This is a genomic window from Streptomyces sp. JL2001, from assembly GCF_050917515.1.
Taxonomy (GTDB): Bacteria; Actinomycetota; Actinomycetes; order Streptomycetales; family Streptomycetaceae; genus Streptomyces.
On record NZ_CP169421.1, the window covers coordinates 4,933,111 to 4,948,941 of the forward strand.

A 15,831-nucleotide genomic window follows, 5' to 3' on the forward strand; every position below is an offset into this window, starting at 1 on the left:
GTGTGGACGAACCGGCCCGCTCAGCCGTAGACGATGCGGCGCAACTGCCGGAGCGAGAGCTCCGGTGGCGCCACCGCGCGATGCGGCAGTTCCGCCGCGATGCGCTCGAAGATCTCGGCGTTCACCGCTCCACCGGACTGCAGTTCGCGGTGGCGGCGGCGGACGTAGTCCTCGGTCGACTCGTCGAAGTACGCCAGCACGTCGAGCACCACCCGGGCGGCCTCACCGCGCTGGAGCGCGGTGCTGCGCACCAGGTGGTCGATGAGGTCGTCATGCGACGGGCGGCGATCGAGCACCCGTGCATACTGCGGGGTGCCTCACCCCGTTCGCAAGAATTCTGCCCGATTTCGGGCAAGCGTGAGCGTGATCACGGGTCCGGACGGGCTAATTGGTCTACACCTTGACCGCTGCTGGGGTGCACGGTACGCATGGTGACTGTTCGGATACGTAAAGCCCGCAGTCGCAGCCCATCGAAAGGGACCACGCCCGTGCGACAGCTCAGAACGTTTCCGCGTCTTCTCGGTGCCCTGCTCCTCGCGGCGGCCGGCGTCTCGTCCGTCGGAGCCGTACCGGCCTCCTCCGCTCCTCCCGGCCCCTCCTCCGCGGCGCCCTTCGCCGAGCGGGACGCCGTCCCCCGGCCGCTCGGCCGGATCGTCCCGGTGCCCGCCTCCGTCACCCCGGGCGGGGCGCCGTACGCGCTCACCGCCGCCACCCGCATCCGGGTCGACAGGAGCTCCCGCGAGGCCCGCGCCGTCGGCGGCTACCTCGCCGGGCTCCTGCGGCCCTCCACCGGCTTCCCGCTGCCCGTCGTCGACGACTCCGCCGGGCGCGGCGGCATCCTGCTGCGCCTGCGCGGCGGTGAGACCGCGCTCGGTGCGGAGGGGTACCGGCTGGAGTCCGGCCCGGGCGGCGTGACCCTCACCGCCCACCGGCCCGCCGGCCTGTTCCGCGGAGTCCAGACGCTGCGCCAGCAGCTGCCCGCCGCCGTGGAGCGGGACACCGTGCAGCCGGGACCCTGGACCGTGGCCGGCGGCACCGTCACCGACACCCCGCGCTTCGCCCACCGGGGCGCGATGCTCGACGTGTCACGTCACTTCTTCACCGTCGACCAGGTCAAGCGCTACATCGACCAGCTCGCCCTCTACAAGATCAACACACTGCATCTGCACCTCTCCGACGACCAGGGCTGGCGGATCGCCGTCGACTCCTGGCCCCGCCTCGCCGCGCACGGCGGCTCCACCCAGGTCGGCGGCGGCCCCGGAGGCTTCTACACGAAGGACGACTACCGGGAGATCGTGCGCCACGCCGCCTCCCGCTACCAGGAGGTCGTCCCCGAGATCGACATGCCGGGACACACCAACGCGGCCCTCGCCTCCTACGCCGAGCTCAACTGCGACGGGATCGCCCCGCCGCTCTACACCGGCACCTCCGTCGGCTTCAGCTCGCTGTGCGTGGCGAAGCCCCGGACGTACGACTTCGTGGACGACGTGATCCGGGAGCTCGCCGCGCTCACCCCGGGGCGCTACCTCCACATCGGCGGCGACGAGGCGCACTCCACCAGCCACGCCGACTACGTCGCCTTCATGGACCGCGTGCAGCCGGTCGTCGCGAAGTACGGCAAGACCGTCATCGGCTGGCACCAGCTCACCGGCGCCACCCCCGCACCGGGGGCCCTCGCCCAGTACTGGGGCCTGGACCGCTCCTCGGCGGCCGAGAAGGCACAGGTGGCGCGGGCCGCGCAGAACGGCACCGGGCTGATCCTCTCCCCGGCCGACCGGGTCTACCTCGACATGAAGTACACCAAGGACACCCCGCTGGGCCTGTCCTGGGCCGGCTACGTCGAGGTCCGGCGCTCCTACGACTGGAACCCGGGGGCCTATCTGCCGGACGTGCCCGAGTCGGCGGTCCGGGGCGTCGAGGCGCCGCTGTGGACGGAGACGATCTCGCAGAGCGCGCACATCGACCGCATGGCCTTCCCGCGCCTGCCGGGCGTGGCGGAGCTCGGCTGGTCGCCCGCGGCCACGCACGACTGGGAGACCTACAAGGTGCGCCTCGCGGAACAGGGGCCGCGCATGACGGCGCTCGGGATCGACTACCACCGCTCGCCGCAGGTTCCCTGGCCGGCCGACTAGTCGGAAGCGGGGCAGCGGGGCAGGACAAAGCGCATGTCCGGCGGAGGACCGTACTCCGCCGGACATGCGCCGGTCTATCGGGCGAACCGCGCGATCGGGTTCACCAGGTCGCCGACCAGCTGGAGCGCCGCCGACGGGTCCGCCAGGTCCACCATCTGCCGGTTGTTGCGCAGCTGGAGCCGGTTCAGGGCGGAGAGCGCGAAGGTCTCGGCGAACACGTCGTACTGCGCGAACCTGTCCGCGAGCTCCGGCATCGACTCCTGGTAGCCGCGGACGCACTCCGCGACCGTCCGCCAGAAGTCGTCCTCGTCCAGGACGCCCTCCGCCGCCAGCGTGGCGCCGAGGAAGCGGAAGAAGCAGTCGAAGACGTCCGTGAAGACCGACAGCAGCTTCATGTCCTCGGGGACCTCGGCCCGGACCCGCTCCACGGCCGGCGGCAGCACCGCGTCCGGGTCCATGACGCAGATCTCCTCGGCGATGTCCTTGAACACCGCCCGCGCGACCGCGCCCCGCTCGTCGAGGACGAGGATGACGTTCTCGCCGTGCGGCATGTAGACCAGGTCGTACGCGTAGAAGCAGTGCAGCACCGGCAGCAGGTACGCGTCCAGGTAGCCGCGCAGCCACACGGTCGGGGCGAGCCCCGAGTCCTTGATCAGGGCGCCCGCGAAGGACGCGCCCGCGTGGTCGACGTGGAGGAGCGAGGCCATCGTCGCGAGGCGCTCGCCCGGCTCCAGGGACGCCACCGGGGACTCCCGCCAGAGCGCGGCGAGCATCTTGCGGTACGGCGAGTACCGGTCGGTGGCGGCCTCGTACTCCAGGTGCCGGTAGCCGATCGCGGCCCGCTCGCGGATGATCGAGAACCGCGCCGCCTTCAGGACGGAGTCGGCCTCGATCAGCCCGGCCAGCCAGTCGTTGATCGCCGGGGTGGCCTCCATGTACGCGGCCGACAGCCCGCGCATGAAGCCCATGTTGAGGACCGACAGCGCCGTCTTGACGTAGTGCTTGGCCGGGTCCGAGGTGTTGAAGAAGGTACGGATCGACTGCTGCGCGAGATAGGCGTCGTCGCCCTCGCCCAGGTAGACGAGACGCTCCTGCGCCACCTCGGCGGCGAAGGTCACCGACAGCTTGTTCCACCACTGCCAGGGGTGGGCCGGCATCAGCAGGTAGTCGGCCGGGTCCAGGCCCCGCTCGGCGAGGGTGGCGGCGAAGCCGTCGACCGCCCGGTCGCCCAGCTCGGCGCGGATGAAGCTGTCGTACGCGAGGCCGGCGCCCGCCGTGAAGGTGGTGCGGTCCCGGCGCGCGGCCAGCCAGATCAGGTGGATCTCGTTCGCCGCCTCCGGCGCGTAGGCGCGGAACTCGTCCACGCCGAAGCCGAGCCGGCCGTTGTTGGCGACGAAGCAGGGGTGACCCTCGGTCATCCCGGTCTCGATCTCCTGGAAGTCCGCCCGCGCCAGCTCGGCCGCGGTGACGAGCGGCTTGGTCGCCTTGAACGCGGTGCCGGCCAGGGTCGAGGAGATCTCCTCCAGGTACACCGGCAGGATCTCGTCGCTCAGGCCCAGCGCGCCGCGCAGCTCGGTGATGAACTGCAGGGCGTCCAGCGGCAGCCGCTCGCCGCCCCGGTGCCGGCTGATGGACTCGGGGAGGATCTGCCAGTGGTCGAGCGCGAAGCGGTCGGCGGTGAAGCGGTACTCGGTCGCGCCGTCGTCGCTGAGGACCGCGTAGCGGCTCTCGCCCAGCTCCCGCGGGTCGATCAGCCGCTCGTGGGCGAACTCGGCGAGACCCTTGCGGATCAGCGCGCGGTTGGCGTCGGCCCAGCGCTCGGGCGTGAGGTGTGCGACGGGGTTCACAGGGCGGCTCCCACGGCGGCGTCGAACTGCGCGCGCGTGCAGAAGCTGAGCAGCGCGTCCTTCTCGGGCTTCCGGATCTCCCGCTCCGGCACGAAGCCGACGGCCGCGTTGAGCGCGTGGACGGCGGTGTTGCGCACGTCCGGCTCCACGACGACACGGGCGGTCGCCGGGTCGTCGAACAGCTCGCGCATCACGGCGGTGATCACGAGGCGGGTGAAGCCGTGCACGGGCGTGTCGGTGGGCGCGACCAGGAAGTGCATGCCGACGTCGCCGGGCTGCGGCTCGTACAGGCCGACCAGCTCGACGTGGCGCGGGTCGTAGCGCTCCATGAGGACGGCGGGCTCGTCGTCGACCAGGCCGATGAAGACGTCGTGGTGCGGGTTCGCGGCTATCGCCATGTACTCGCGCTCCACGTCCTGGAGTTTCGCGTCCTGCATCATCCAGAAGGCGGCCTTGGGGTGGGTGACCCACGGGTGGATCAGCTCGGCGTCGGCCGGCGGGTCGAGCGGGCGGAAGCGGACGGTCATACGGAGAACTCCTGGAACGCGATGGTCTTCTCGACGGGGTAGTAGGCCGAACCCAGCATCTCCCCGATGATGTAGGCGTTGCGGTACGCGCCCATGCCCAGGTCCGGCGAGGTGATGGAGTGGGTGTGCACGCCGGCGTTCTGGAGGAAGATGCCCCGGCCCGTCGTGTCGATCGCGTAGTTGCGCGCCACGTCGAAGCGGCCCTGCCCGTCCCAGTTGATCCGGTCGCGGACCGGCTCCAGGAAGGCGGGGACGGCGTAGCGGTAGCCGGTGGCGAGGATCAGGCCCTCGGTCTCCACCGTGAAGTCCTTCTCCTGCTCCTCCTGGCGGAAGCCCAGGGTGTACGTGCCCGTCGCGTCGTCGTACGCGGCGGAGCTCAGGGCGGAGTTGGTGAGCAGCCGGGTGGGGACCGGGCCGGCCAGGTTCTTCTGGTAGAGCAGGTCGAAGATGGCGTCGATCAGCTCGCCGTCGATGCCCTTGAACAGGCCCTTCTGGCCGCTCTCCAGGCGGTAGCGGGTCTCCTCGGGGAGGGCGTGGAAGTAGTCCACGTACTCCGGGGAGGTCATCTCCAGGGTGAGCTTGGTGTACTCCAGCGGGAAGAAGCGCGGGGAGCGGGTCACCCAGTTCAGCCGGTAGCCGTGGACGTCGATCTCCGAGAGGAGGTCGTAGTAGATCTCGGCCGCGCTCTGGCCGCTGCCGACCAGGGTGATCGACTTCTTCGCCTGGAGGGCCTCCTTGTGGGGGAGGTAGCGCGAGTTGTGGATCAGGTCGCCGCCGAGCTCCCGGCAGGGCTCCGGGACGTAGGGCGGGGTGCCGGTGCCCAGCACGATCCGGCGGGCGCGGAACGTCTCGCCGGCCTCGGTCCGCACCACGTACACCTCGTCCGCCTCGTCGAACCCGACCGAGGCGACGGTCGTGGAGAAGCGGATGGAGGACAGCTTCCCGGCCGCCCAGCGGCAGTAGTCGTCGTACTCCGTGCGCAGCGGATAGAAGTTCTCGCGGATGTAGAACGAGTACAGCCGGCCCTTCTCCTTCAGGTAGTTGAGGAAGGAGTACGGAGAGGTCGGGTCGGCCATCGTGACCAGGTCGGACATGAAGGGCGTCTGGAGGTGCGCGCCCTCCAGGAACATGCCCGAGTGCCATTCGAAGTCCGGCTTGGACTCGAGGAAGAGGCCGTCCAGCTCGTCGATCGGCTCGGTCAGGCAGGCGAGTCCGAGGTTGAACGGACCGAGTCCGATGCCGATGAAATCAAGAGGCTGCGTGGACAAGGTTCTCTCCCAGGTACTGCTCGGCGTGGCCGGCTATCAGATCGAGGACGGCGGCGATGTCGGCCGGGGTCGTCTCGGGGTTGAGCAGGGTGAACTTCAGGTACTGGCGGCCGTCGACCTTCGTGCCGGCGACGACGGCCTCGCCCGAGGCGAACAGCGCCTTGCGGGCGTAGAGGTTGGCCCGGTCGATCTCGGCGGGGGAGGTGACGGCCTCGGGGATGTAGCGGTAGACGAGGGTGGACAGCTGGGGCTCGACGACGACGTCGTAGCGCGGGTCGGCGACCAGCAGGTCGAAGCCGGCCCCGGCCAGGTCGCAGACCTCGTCGAAGAGCTCGCCGACACCGTCGGCGCCCATCACGCGCAGGGTCATCCACAGCTTCAGCGCGTCGAAACGGCGCGTGGTCTGGAGGGACTTGTCGACCTGGTTGGGGATCAGCTCGGCGACGCTGCGGCGGGGGTTGAGGTAGTCCGCGTGGTAGGTCGCGTGGCGCAGGGTGGCGCCGTCGCGGACCAGGACGGCGGAGGAACTCACCGGCTGGAAGAAGGACTTGTGGTAGTCGACGGTGACCGAGTCGGCGTGCTCGATGCCGTCCAGGAGGTGGCGGCGGGTGCGCGAGGCGAGCAGGCCGCAGCCGTACGCGGCGTCCACGTGCATCCAGGCGCCGTACTCGGCGGCCAGCGCGGCGATCTCGGGCAGCGGGTCGATGGAGCCGAAGTCCGTGGTGCCGGCGGTGGCGACGATCGCCATCGGGATCAGGCCCTCGGCGCGGCAGGTCTCCAGCTCGGCGGCGAGGATGACCGACTGCATGCGCTTGTCGCGGTCGACGGGGACGGAGACGACGGCGTCGCGGCCGAGCCCGAGGAGCGTGGCGGACTTCTGGACGCTGAAGTGGCTGCACTCGGAGGCGAAGATCCGCAGGCGGCTCAGGTTGTCGGTGCCGGCCTCCTCGCGGGCGAGGAGCAGGGCCTGGAGGTTGGACTGGGTGCCGCCGCTGGTGAAGACGCCGTCCGCCGCCGGTCCCAGGCCGATGCGGCCGGTGGTCCAGTCGATCAGTTTGCGCTCGATGAGGGTGCCGCCCGCGCTCTGGTCCCAGGTGTCGAGCGAGGAGTTGACGGCCGAGAGGACCGCCTCGCCGAGGACGGCGGGGATGACGACCGGGCAGTTGAGGTGGCCCAGGTAGCGCGGGTGGTGGAAGTAGACGGCGTCGCGGAGGTAGACGTCCTCCAGCTCGTCGAGGGCCGCGGAGGCGTCGCCCAGGGGCCGGTCCAGGTCCACGGCGTCGATGACCGGGGCCAGCTCGGCCGGCGTGACACCCGTGAACGGGCGTCGCGTCGTGGCGAGTTTGTCGGCCACCCGCTCGACTCCTTCGGTGACGGAGCGTCGGTAGCTCTCCGCCGTGGCGTCATTGAGCAGGTGCGCGCGCATGCAGGGTCCTTCCCGGGTACGGGACTCGGTCGCTCCCTCCGGCATGGGGAGGGGCGAGAGGCGACAACAAGCTTAGGTTAGCCTAACCTAAATTGAGTTCGCAACGATCCCTCGCCCCTCTTGCGTCACAGCAGTTGGCGTCCCGGGGCGCCCGTCCGGGAAGGGCGGGGGACGCCCGCGACGGGACGTGCCGTGCCGGTCGTGCCGGATCGGGGTGGTGGCGCCTCGTGGCGCGCCGGAGCCGGCGGCCCGCGTGTGTTCGCGAGCCGGCGGGCGGGTGCCCCGGGGTGGGGCCTACGCCTCTTCCTGGGTCTCGTCCGGCACCTCGCGCAGGGCGTCCTCCGACAGCCCCTTGCGCCAGTAGCCGACGAACGTCACCCGGCGCCGGTCCAGTCCGCGCTCCCCGACGAAGTGGCGGCGCAGCGCCTTCACCGAACCCGACTCGCCCGCGATCCACACGTAGGGGGCGTCGCCGGGCAGCTCGGTGCCGCGCACCGCCTCCACGGCGGACGGCGCGCCCTCCTCGCGGACCAGCCAGGTGATCGTGGCGTCGGCCTCGGTCGTCAGCTCCATCCGGTCCCCGGCGTACGGCACTTCGAGATGGACGTGGGCCCGCGTGTCCGCGGGCAGCCACTCCAGGATCGCGGCGGCGGCCGGCAGGGCCGTCTCGTCCGCCCAGATGACGACGGAGTCGGCGTCGGCCGGAAGCTGGAAGCGGACGCCCGTGTTCGCCGGCACGGCCGGGCCCAGGACGACCACCCGGTCGCCCTTCGCGGCCTGCTGGGCCCAACGGCAGGCCGGGCCGCCGTCCTCGTGCAGCGCGAAGTCGATGTCGACCTCGTCGGGGGCGGTGCGCTGCTCCCTGACGGTGTACGAGCGCATCACGGCGCGCTCGTCGGCGGGCAGGGCGCGCCAGGCGCCGAGCACCGCGTACAGGTCGTCCGTGTCGAGCGGCGGCAGGACCGGCTCCGGCTGACCGGGGTGCGGCAGGAAGAGCGAGAGCGACTGGTCGCGGCCGCCCGAGGCGAAGCCCTTCAGGTCCTCCCCGGTGAAGGTGATCCGGACCAGTGAGGGGCCGAGCCGCCTCGTCCGGTCGACCTGCAGCGGGAAGAAGCGGAAGGGAACGGTCTCAGTGGTCGTCATCGGGGTCGGGCCACCTTCTGGGCGGGCTGGATCGATCGGGTGGGATCGACCCGACGGGAGAGATCGAAGGTAGGTTAGCCTAACCTCATGTGGATCTGAACGGGTGGGGTGCGGATTCCGTGGCCCCGGGAACGCGACCGTGCCCGCCACCCGGAGGGCGACGGGCACGGAGGACGGCCGGGCGGCGGGCACCGTCAGGCGGGCAGGCCCAACTCGCGGGCGATCAGCATGCGCTGGACCTCGCTGGTGCCCTCGCCGATCTCCAGGATCTTGGAGTCGCGCCACATCCGGGCCACCGGGTACTCGTTCATGAAGCCGTAGCCGCCGTGGATCTGGGTCGCCTCCCGGGCGTTGTCGACCGCCACCGTGGAGGAGTACAGCTTCGCGAGCGCCGCCTCCTTCTTGAACGGCTCGCCGAGCACCAGCCGCGACGCCGCGTCGCGCCAGCCGATGCGGGCCATGTGCGCGCGCATCTCCATGTCCGCGATCTTGAACTGGATGGCCTGGTTCTCGCCGATCGGACGGCCGAACGCCACCCGCTCCTTGGCGTACTTCACCGACTCGTCGACACAGCCCTGCGCGAGGCCCGTCGCGAGTGCCGAGATCGCCACCCGGCCCTCGTCCAGGATGCGGAGGAACTGCGCGTAGCCGCGGCCCTCCTCGCCGAGCAGGTTCGCCGCCGGGACCCGCACGTCGTCGAAGGACAGCTCGCGGGTGTCGGAGGCGTTCCAGCCGACCTTGGAGTACGGGGCGGCGACGGTGAAGCCCGGGGTGCCCGAGGGGACGATGATCGAGGAGATCAGCGGCCGGCCGTCGGCCTTGCGGCCGGTGACCGCCGTGACCGTCACCAGACCGGTGATGTCCGTACCGGAGTTGGTGATGAAGCACTTCGAGCCGTTGATGATCCACTCGCCGGTGGACTCGTCGCGCACGGCCGTGGTGCGGGTGCCGCCCGCGTCCGAGCCGGCGCCCGGCTCGGTCAGGCCGAACGCGCCCAGGATCTCGCCGGAGCACATCCGGGGGAGCCACTCGCGCTTCTGCTCCTCGGTGCCGAACAGGTGCAGCGGCATCGCGCCCAGCGAGACGCCCGCCTCCAGGGTGATGGCGACGGAGGAGTCGACGCGGGCCAACTCCTCGAGGGCGATGCCCAGGGCGAGGTAGTCGCCGCCCATGCCGCCGTACTCCTCGGGGAAGGGCAGGCCGAACAGGCCCATGCGGCCCATCTCGCGGACGATCTCGTACGGGAACTCGTGGCGCTCGTAGTAGTCGCCGATCTTCGGGGCGACGACGTCGTGGGCGAACTCCTCGACGGTGCGGCGGAGTTCCTCGTGCTCTTGGGAGAGCCGGTGGTCGAGCGACATTGCTAGGACTCCTTGTGGGAGAGCGCGCGGACGGTACGGGAAGGGCTCGGTCGGCCCAGTTGGTCGGCCATCCACACGCTCGTGGCGGTGAGGGCGGCCAGATCGACCCCGGTCTCGATGCCGAGGCCGTCGAGCATCCACACGAGGTCCTCGGTGGCGAGGTTGCCGGTGGCGCTCTTGGCGTACGGGCAGCCACCGAGGCCGCCCGCGGAGGCGTCGACGGTGGTGACGCCGCACCGGAGCGCGGCGAGGGTGTTCGAGAGCGCCTGGCCGTAGGTGTCGTGGAAGTGCACGGCGAGCCGTGAGGCGGGCACCCCCGCCTCGGCGAGCGCGGCCAGGAGCTGCTCCACGTGGCCGGGGGTGGCGACGCCGATGGTGTCGCCGAGGCTCAGCTCGTCGCAGCCCATGTCCGCGAGCGCCTTGGTGACCCGGACGACCTGCTCCACCGGGACGGCCCCCTCCCAGGGGTCGCCGAAGCACATCGAGAGATAGCCGCGGACCTTCAGGCCGTGCTCTATGGCCCGCGTGACGGTCGGCCGGAACATGGCCAGCGCCTCGTCGACGGTCCGGTTGAGATTGGCCCGGGCGAAGGACTCGGTGGCCGAGGCGAAGACGGCGATCTCCCGGGCACCGAGCGCCAGCGCGCGGTCGAGGCCGCGCTCGTTGGGCACCAGGACGGGCAGCCGGGCGGGCACGCCGGCCAGCAGCGGGAACAGCTCCTCGGCGTCGGCCAGCTGGGGCACCCACTTGGGGTGCACGAAGCTGGTCGCCTCGACGGTGCCGAGACCGGCGTCCGCGAGGCGGCGCACGAACTCGGCCTTGACCGCGGTCGGCACGACGTTCTTCTCGTTCTGCAGCCCGTCGCGGGGCCCGACCTCGTGGATCCGGACCCGGGCGGGGAGCCCGGGGGCGGGCACGCGCATGGGCAGGCCCGTGGTCATGATTCCTCCCTGGGGGTCACCACGGCGAGGATCTGGTCCATGGCGACGGTGTTGCCGGGTGTGACGTCCAGCTCGGTGACGGTGCCGGCGTGCGGGGCGGAGATGACGTGCTCCATCTTCATCGCCTCGACGACCAGCAGGCTCTGTCCGGCCTCGACCTCGTCCCCGACGGCCACCTTCACGACGGTGACCGTGCCGGGCATCGGCGCGGCCAGCGTGTCGGCCCCGCCGCGCGCGGCGCCGGACAGGGCGCTGGCGACCGGGTCGTGGTCGATGACGTGCCAGGCGTCGCCGTCCCGGCCGAGCCAGGTCCCCTCGGGGGAGTCGGCGCGGTGGAAGTGATGGGTGAGCCCGTCGAGGCGCACGGAGACGTGGTGCGCGGAGATCTGCCCGACCCCCGCCGCCGTCGGCTCCGCCGCGGACTCGCCGAGCGCGAGCTCCGCCTCCGCCGACGTGCCCCGCACCCGCATCGTCACCGGGTCCTGGCCCGGGACGCGGAAGGGACGCGGAGTCCAGGCCGGCCGGCCGCCGAGACGCCAGCCGCTGCCGGCGTCGAAGGGGTCCGTCCAGCCCGCGGGCGCGCCGGACGACGGCGGGAACTGCCGCAGCAGGGCGGCCGCGGCGTACACCTCGTCCGGTACGCCCTCGGGGACCAGGCCGTCCGCCTCGCGCTCCACCAGACCCGTGTCCAGGTCCCCGGCCACCACGTCCGGGTGTGCCAGCAGGCGGCGCAGGAAGCCCGCGTTGGTCGGCACGCCCAGGGTGACCGTGTCCGCCAGGGCCGCGCGCAGCCGGCGCAGCGCGGTGGCGCGGTCCGGCGCGTGCACGATGACCTTCGAGAGCATCGGGTCGTAGAGGCTGGAGACCTCCGTCCCCTCGCTCAGACCGGAGTCCGTCCGCACCCCGTCGCCCTGCGGCTCACGCAGGGACAGGACCGTGCCGCCGGACGGCAGGAAGCCGCGCGCCGGGTCCTCCGCGCAGATCCGGGCCTCGATCGCGTGGCCCGTCAGACGCACGTCGGACTGGCCGAAGGACAACGGCTCGCCCGCGGCGACCCGCAGCTGCCACTCCACCAGGTCCACGCCCGTGATCAGTTCGGTCACCGGGTGCTCGACCTGGAGGCGGGTGTTCATCTCCATGAAGTAGTACGAGGAGGGGTCCACGCCCGGGACGATGAACTCGACCGTGCCGGCGCCCACGTAGCCGCAGGAACGGGCCGCCTCGACCGCCGCCGCGCCCATCGCGGCGCGGGTCTCCTCGTCGAGCAGGACGCTGGGCGCCTCCTCGATGATCTTCTGGTGGCGCCGCTGGAGCGAGCACTCGCGCTCCCCGAGGTGCACCACGTTCCCGTGGGCGTCGGCGAGGACCTGGATCTCGATGTGCCGGGGACGGTCGATCCACCGCTCCACGAGCAGGGTGTCGTCGCCGAACGAGGACCGGGCCTCGCGCCGCGCCGCCGCGATCTCCTCCGTCAGCGTCGACAGGTCGCGCACCAGGCGCATGCCCTTGCCGCCGCCGCCCGCCGAGGGCTTCAGCAGGACCGGAGCGCCCAGTTCGCGGGCGGCTGCCTCCAGTTCGGGATCGGCCGCGCCCGGCACGACGGGCACGCCCGCCGCCTTCACGGTCTCCTTCGCCCGGATCTTGTCGCCCATCAGCGAGATCGCGGAGGCCGGCGGGCCGATGAAGGCCAGGCCGGCGTCCGCGCACGCCTGCGCGAAGGCCGCGTTCTCCGCGAGGAAGCCGTAGCCGGGGTGGACGGCCTGCGCGCCGGTGCGGCGGGCGGCGTCCAGCAGGCGCTCCACGGAGAGGTAGCTCTCCGAGGCGGGCGCCGGGCCGAGCCGGACCGCCGTGTCGGCCTCCCGCACGTGGCGCGCGTCCCGGTCCGCGTCGCTGAAGACGGCGACGGAACGGACGCCCATGGCCCGCAGGGTGCGGATGACCCGGACCGCGATCTCGCCTCGGTTGGCGACCAGGACTGTGTCGAACATGGTCATCTGTCACTCACATCCGGAAGACGCCGAAGGCGGGGTCGGCGAGCGGGGCGTTGGCGCACGCGGTGAGCGCGAGGCCCACCACCTGCCGGGTCTCCATCGGGTCGATGACGCCGTCGTCCCACAGCCGGGCACTCGCGTAGTAGGCGCTGCCCTGCTGCTCGTACTGTGCGCGGATCGGGTCCTTGAAGGCTTCCTCGTCCTCGGCGGGCCAGCTCTCGCCGCGCCCCTCCAGCTGGTCGCGCTTGACCGTCGCGAGCACGGAGGCGGCCTGCTCGCCGCCCATCACCGAGATCTTGGCGTTGGGCCACATCCACAGGAAGCGGGGCGAGTACGCCCGGCCGCACATCGAGTAGTTGCCGGCGCCGTAGGAGCCGCCGACGACGACCGTCAGCTTCGGCACGCGGGTGCACGCCACCGCGGTCACCATCTTGGCGCCGTGCTTGGCGATGCCGCCCGCCTCGTAGTCCCTGCCGACCATGAAGCCGGAGATGTTCTGGAGGAACAGCAGCGGGATGCCGCGCTGGTCGCACAGCTCGATGAAGTGCGCGCCCTTCTGGGCGGACTCGGAGAACAGGATGCCGTTGTTGGCGACGATGCCCACCGGGTGGCCGTGGATCCGGGCGAAGCCGGTGATCAGCGTCTGGCCGTACTCCGACTTGAACTCCTGGAAGCGCGAGCCGTCGGTGATCCGCGCGATGACCTCGCGGACGTCGTAGGGCGTGCGGGAGTCCACCGGTACCGCGCCGTAGAGCCCGGCCGGGTCGACCTTCGGCTCCTCGACCGGCTCGACCGACCACGGCAGCGGGCCGCGGTCGGGGAGCGTCGCGACGATGTTGCGGACGATCCGCAGGGCGTGGGCGTCGTCCTCGGCGAGGTGGTCGGTGACGCCGGAGGTGCGGGAGTGCACCTCGCCGCCGCCCAGCTCCTCGGCCGTCACGACCTCGCCGGTCGCCGCCTTCACCAGCGGGGGTCCGCCCAGGAAGATCGTGCCCTGGTTCCGCACGATCACGGCCTCGTCGCTCATCGCCGGCACGTAGGCGCCGCCGGCGGTGCAGGAGCCGAGGACCGCGGCGATCTGCGGGATGCGGGCGCCGGACATCCGCGCCTGGTTGTAGAAGATCCGGCCGAAGTGCTCGCGGTCGGGGAAGACCTCGTCCTGCATGGGCAGGAACGCGCCGCCCGAGTCGACCAGGTAGAGGCAGGGGAGACGATTCTCCAGCGCCACCTCCTGGGCCCGCAGGTGCTTCTTCACCGTCATCGGGTAATAGGTGCCGCCCTTGACGGTCGCGTCGTTGGCGACGATCACGCACTCGCGGCCCGAGACCCGGCCGATGCCGGCGATGACCCCGGCGGCGGGCGCCTGGTCGTCGTACATCCCGTTCGCCGCGAGCGGGGCCAGCTCCAGGAAGGGCGAGCCCGGATCCAGAAGCGTGTCCACACGGTCCCGCGGCAGCAGCTTGCCGCGCGCGGTGTGCCGGGCGCGGGCTTTCTCGCCGCCGCCGAGCGCGACCGCCGCGAGCTTGGCGCGCAGTGTCGCGGCCAGCTCGTGGTGGGCCGCCTCGTTGGCCTGCCAGGCCGGCGACGCGGGATCCGCCGCGCTCGTCAGCACAGGTGCCTGCTGCATCCCTCGAGCTCCCTTGCTCGGTTAATGAGCGTTAACGTATGCCCATCAGGTTAACGACCGCTAACCGCATTGTCTAGAATCGGACGCATGACCACCACCGCCAGGACCGACGCCCCGACGCGACGCGAGCAGATCCTCAAGGAGGCTGCCCGCCTCTTCGCCGAGCGCGGCTTCCACGGTGTCGGGGTCGACGAGATAGGGGCGGCCGTCGGCATCAGCGGCCCCGGGCTCTACCGGCACTTCGCGGGCAAGGACGCGATGCTCGCGGAACTGCTCGTCGGGATCAGCGAGCGGCTGCTCGACGGCGGACGGCTGCGGGCGGGCGAGGCGGCCGGCGACCCGCGCGCGCTGCTCGGCTCGCTCATCGACGGCCACATCGACTTCGCCCTCGACGACCGGCCGCTGATCACCCTGCACGACCGGGAGCTGGACCGGCTCAAGGACGAGGACCGCAAGCGGGTCCGCCAGCTCCAGCGGCAGTACGTGGAACTGTGGGTGGCGGTGGTCCGCGAGCTCTACCCGGCGGCGGGGGAGTCGGAGGTACGGGCCGCGGTGCACGCGGTGTTCGGCCTGCTGAACTCGACGCCGCACCTGGCCGCGCTCGGGCGCACGGCCATGGAGGAACTGCTGCGGCGCCTGGCGCACGGCGCCTTCGGCGCGCTGGCGGCCTGAGGGAGCGTCTCCCTGGGCGGAACCGACTGCCCATCGTGACCGCCGGTCGCGCAGAATGAGCACCATGCCGATACTCAGCCGCCCCGCCCTTGTCGAGCACCTCGTCCGGACCCGGATCGCGGGGAACGTCGCCACCCCGCGTGACAACAACCTCTCCCACTACCGCAAGCTCGCCAACGGCGACCGGCACTACTGGCTCGGCCTGGAGCTCGGCGACCGGTGGACCGACGAGCAGGACGTGCTCGCCGTCATGGCCGAGAGGTGCGGCGTCGACGACGACCCCGCCCACCGCGCGGGGCAGGACACGATCGACCCCGAGCTGACCGTCGACGCCCTCGACCGGGCGGCCGCCAGGCTGCGCAAGGCCGCCGCCGGCAAGGAGCGGGTGCTCTTCGCGACCGGTCACCCCGGTGCCCTGATCGACGCCCACAGCCGGGTCGCCGCCGCCCTGCGCGCCCGCGGCTGCGACATCGTCCGGATCCCCGGCGGGCTCGTCGCCGACGAGGGCTACGTCGTGCAGTTCGCCGACGTCGCCGTCTTCGAGCGGGGCGCCAGCCTCTGGCACACCCACTCCCCGGAGCCGATGAACGCGATCCTGGACGCGCTCGGCGAGGACGGCCGGCCCGATCTCGTCGTGGCCGACCACGGCTGGGCCGGCCGCGCGGGCCAGCGGGGCGTCGACTCCGTCGGGTACGCCGACTGCAACGACCCCGCCCTCTTCATCGGCGAGGCCGAGGGGACGATGCAGGTCACCATCCCGCTCGACGACCACGTGGTGGACCCGCGCTTCTACGAGCCGATGACGGCGTACCTCCTGGACGCGGCGGGCCTGGGCGACTGACGCCCGGGGCCGCGGGCCCGGACGCCGGCCACCGTCCCCGGGGGGCCGGCGGCGC

13 protein-coding genes are annotated in these 15,831 nt (G+C 71.9%); 3 read left to right on the forward strand and 10 right to left on the reverse strand.

Features of this window, described 5'->3' with window-relative positions; all coding sequences use genetic code 11:
* Positions 1-20: 20 nt before the first annotated feature.
* On the reverse strand, positions 21-296 hold the full coding sequence (locus ACE1OA_RS22025) for a hypothetical protein (protein ID WP_356599054.1): 276 nt from the start codon (positions 294-296) through the stop codon (positions 21-23).
* 192 nt (positions 297-488) lie between these two features.
* Between ACE1OA_RS22025 and ACE1OA_RS22030 the strand changes: the two genes are divergently transcribed.
* The gene (locus ACE1OA_RS22030) at positions 489-2,132 is read left to right on the forward strand and encodes a beta-N-acetylhexosaminidase (RefSeq protein ID WP_386543481.1); all 1,644 of its coding nucleotides are present in this window, start codon (positions 489-491) and stop codon (positions 2,130-2,132) included.
* Positions 2,133-2,206: 74 nt separating this feature from the next.
* On the opposite strand, the gene ACE1OA_RS22035 is transcribed toward ACE1OA_RS22030, so the two are convergent.
* The 9 genes from ACE1OA_RS22035 to ACE1OA_RS22075 all read right to left on the reverse strand — a co-directional run bounded on the left by ACE1OA_RS22035 (position 2,207) and on the right by ACE1OA_RS22075 (position 14,263).
* Positions 2,207-3,979, reverse strand: a complete 1,773-nt coding sequence (locus ACE1OA_RS22035; RefSeq protein WP_384866762.1) for an IucA/IucC family protein — start codon at positions 3,977-3,979, stop codon at positions 2,207-2,209.
* Positions 3,976-4,506 (reverse strand): GNAT family N-acetyltransferase, encoded by a 531-nt coding sequence (locus ACE1OA_RS22040; protein WP_356599048.1) that lies wholly within the window; start codon positions 4,504-4,506, stop codon positions 3,976-3,978. The genes ACE1OA_RS22035 and ACE1OA_RS22040 overlap by 4 nt, the downstream gene beginning before the upstream one ends.
* Positions 4,503-5,774, reverse strand: coding sequence for a lysine N(6)-hydroxylase/L-ornithine N(5)-oxygenase family protein (locus ACE1OA_RS22045; protein WP_386543485.1), 1,272 nt, complete (start codon positions 5,772-5,774; stop codon positions 4,503-4,505). Before ACE1OA_RS22045 ends, ACE1OA_RS22040 begins: the two co-directional genes overlap by 4 nt.
* Positions 5,755-7,200 carry a pyridoxal phosphate-dependent decarboxylase family protein gene (locus tag ACE1OA_RS22050; protein WP_356599045.1) on the reverse strand — a complete coding sequence of 482 codons (1,446 nt, stop codon included), beginning with the start codon at positions 7,198-7,200 and terminating at the stop codon, positions 5,755-5,757. The genes ACE1OA_RS22045 and ACE1OA_RS22050 overlap by 20 nt, the downstream gene beginning before the upstream one ends.
* A 294-nt stretch (positions 7,201-7,494) precedes the next feature.
* Positions 7,495-8,343 (reverse strand): siderophore-interacting protein, encoded by an 849-nt coding sequence (locus tag ACE1OA_RS22055; protein ID WP_356775932.1) that lies wholly within the window; start codon positions 8,341-8,343, stop codon positions 7,495-7,497.
* A 194-nt stretch (positions 8,344-8,537) separates the two neighbouring features.
* Positions 8,538-9,704, reverse strand: a complete 1,167-nt coding sequence (locus ACE1OA_RS22060) for an acyl-CoA dehydrogenase family protein (RefSeq protein WP_356599041.1) — start codon at positions 9,702-9,704, stop codon at positions 8,538-8,540.
* Positions 9,705-9,706: 2 nt separating this feature from the next.
* Positions 9,707-10,645, reverse strand: a complete 939-nt coding sequence (locus tag ACE1OA_RS22065; protein ID WP_356599039.1) for a hydroxymethylglutaryl-CoA lyase — start codon at positions 10,643-10,645, stop codon at positions 9,707-9,709.
* The gene (locus ACE1OA_RS22070) at positions 10,642-12,633 is read right to left on the reverse strand and encodes a biotin carboxylase N-terminal domain-containing protein (RefSeq protein ID WP_356599187.1); all 1,992 of its coding nucleotides are present in this window, start codon (positions 12,631-12,633) and stop codon (positions 10,642-10,644) included. Before ACE1OA_RS22070 ends, ACE1OA_RS22065 begins: the two co-directional genes overlap by 4 nt.
* Before the next feature lie 13 nt (positions 12,634-12,646).
* The gene (locus ACE1OA_RS22075) at positions 12,647-14,263 is read right to left on the reverse strand and encodes a carboxyl transferase domain-containing protein (protein ID WP_432753258.1); all 1,617 of its coding nucleotides are present in this window, start codon (positions 14,261-14,263) and stop codon (positions 12,647-12,649) included.
* Between the two features lie 87 nt (positions 14,264-14,350).
* Here ACE1OA_RS22075 and ACE1OA_RS22080 point away from each other — a divergent pair, with 87 nt between their 5' ends.
* Both ACE1OA_RS22080 and ACE1OA_RS22085 read left to right on the forward strand, forming a co-directional pair.
* The gene (locus ACE1OA_RS22080) at positions 14,351-14,935 is read left to right on the forward strand and encodes an SACE_7040 family transcriptional regulator (RefSeq protein WP_356599037.1); all 585 of its coding nucleotides are present in this window, start codon (positions 14,351-14,353) and stop codon (positions 14,933-14,935) included.
* Between the two features lie 64 nt (positions 14,936-14,999).
* Positions 15,000-15,776: a phosphatase gene (locus tag ACE1OA_RS22085; protein WP_356599035.1), complete on the forward strand. Its 777-nt coding sequence runs from the start codon at positions 15,000-15,002 to the stop codon at positions 15,774-15,776.
* Positions 15,777-15,831 lie beyond the last annotated feature (55 nt).

Excerpts from the sequence above, each read along its gene's own strand:
- ACE1OA_RS22040 (WP_356599048.1), bottom strand. The coding sequence starts at position 4,506 with ATGACCGTCCGCTTCCGCCCGCTCGACCCGCCGGCCGACGCCGAGCTG.
- ACE1OA_RS22050 (WP_356599045.1), bottom strand. The coding sequence starts at position 7,200 with ATGCGCGCGCACCTGCTCAATGACGCCACGGCGGAGAGCTACCGACGC.
- ACE1OA_RS22055 (WP_356775932.1), bottom strand. The coding sequence starts at position 8,343 with ATGACGACCACTGAGACCGTTCCCTTCCGCTTCTTCCCGCTGCAGGTC.
- ACE1OA_RS22060 (WP_356599041.1), bottom strand. The coding sequence starts at position 9,704 with ATGTCGCTCGACCACCGGCTCTCCCAAGAGCACGAGGAACTCCGCCGC.
- ACE1OA_RS22065 (WP_356599039.1), bottom strand. The coding sequence starts at position 10,645 with ATGACCACGGGCCTGCCCATGCGCGTGCCCGCCCCCGGGCTCCCCGCC.
- ACE1OA_RS22070 (WP_356599187.1), bottom strand. The coding sequence starts at position 12,633 with ATGTTCGACACAGTCCTGGTCGCCAACCGAGGCGAGATCGCGGTCCGG.
- ACE1OA_RS22075 (WP_432753258.1), bottom strand. The coding sequence starts at position 14,263 with ATGCAGCAGGCACCTGTGCTGACGAGCGCGGCGGATCCCGCGTCGCCG.
- ACE1OA_RS22080 (WP_356599037.1), top strand. The coding sequence starts at position 14,351 with ATGACCACCACCGCCAGGACCGACGCCCCGACGCGACGCGAGCAGATC.
- ACE1OA_RS22085 (WP_356599035.1), top strand. The coding sequence starts at position 15,000 with ATGCCGATACTCAGCCGCCCCGCCCTTGTCGAGCACCTCGTCCGGACC.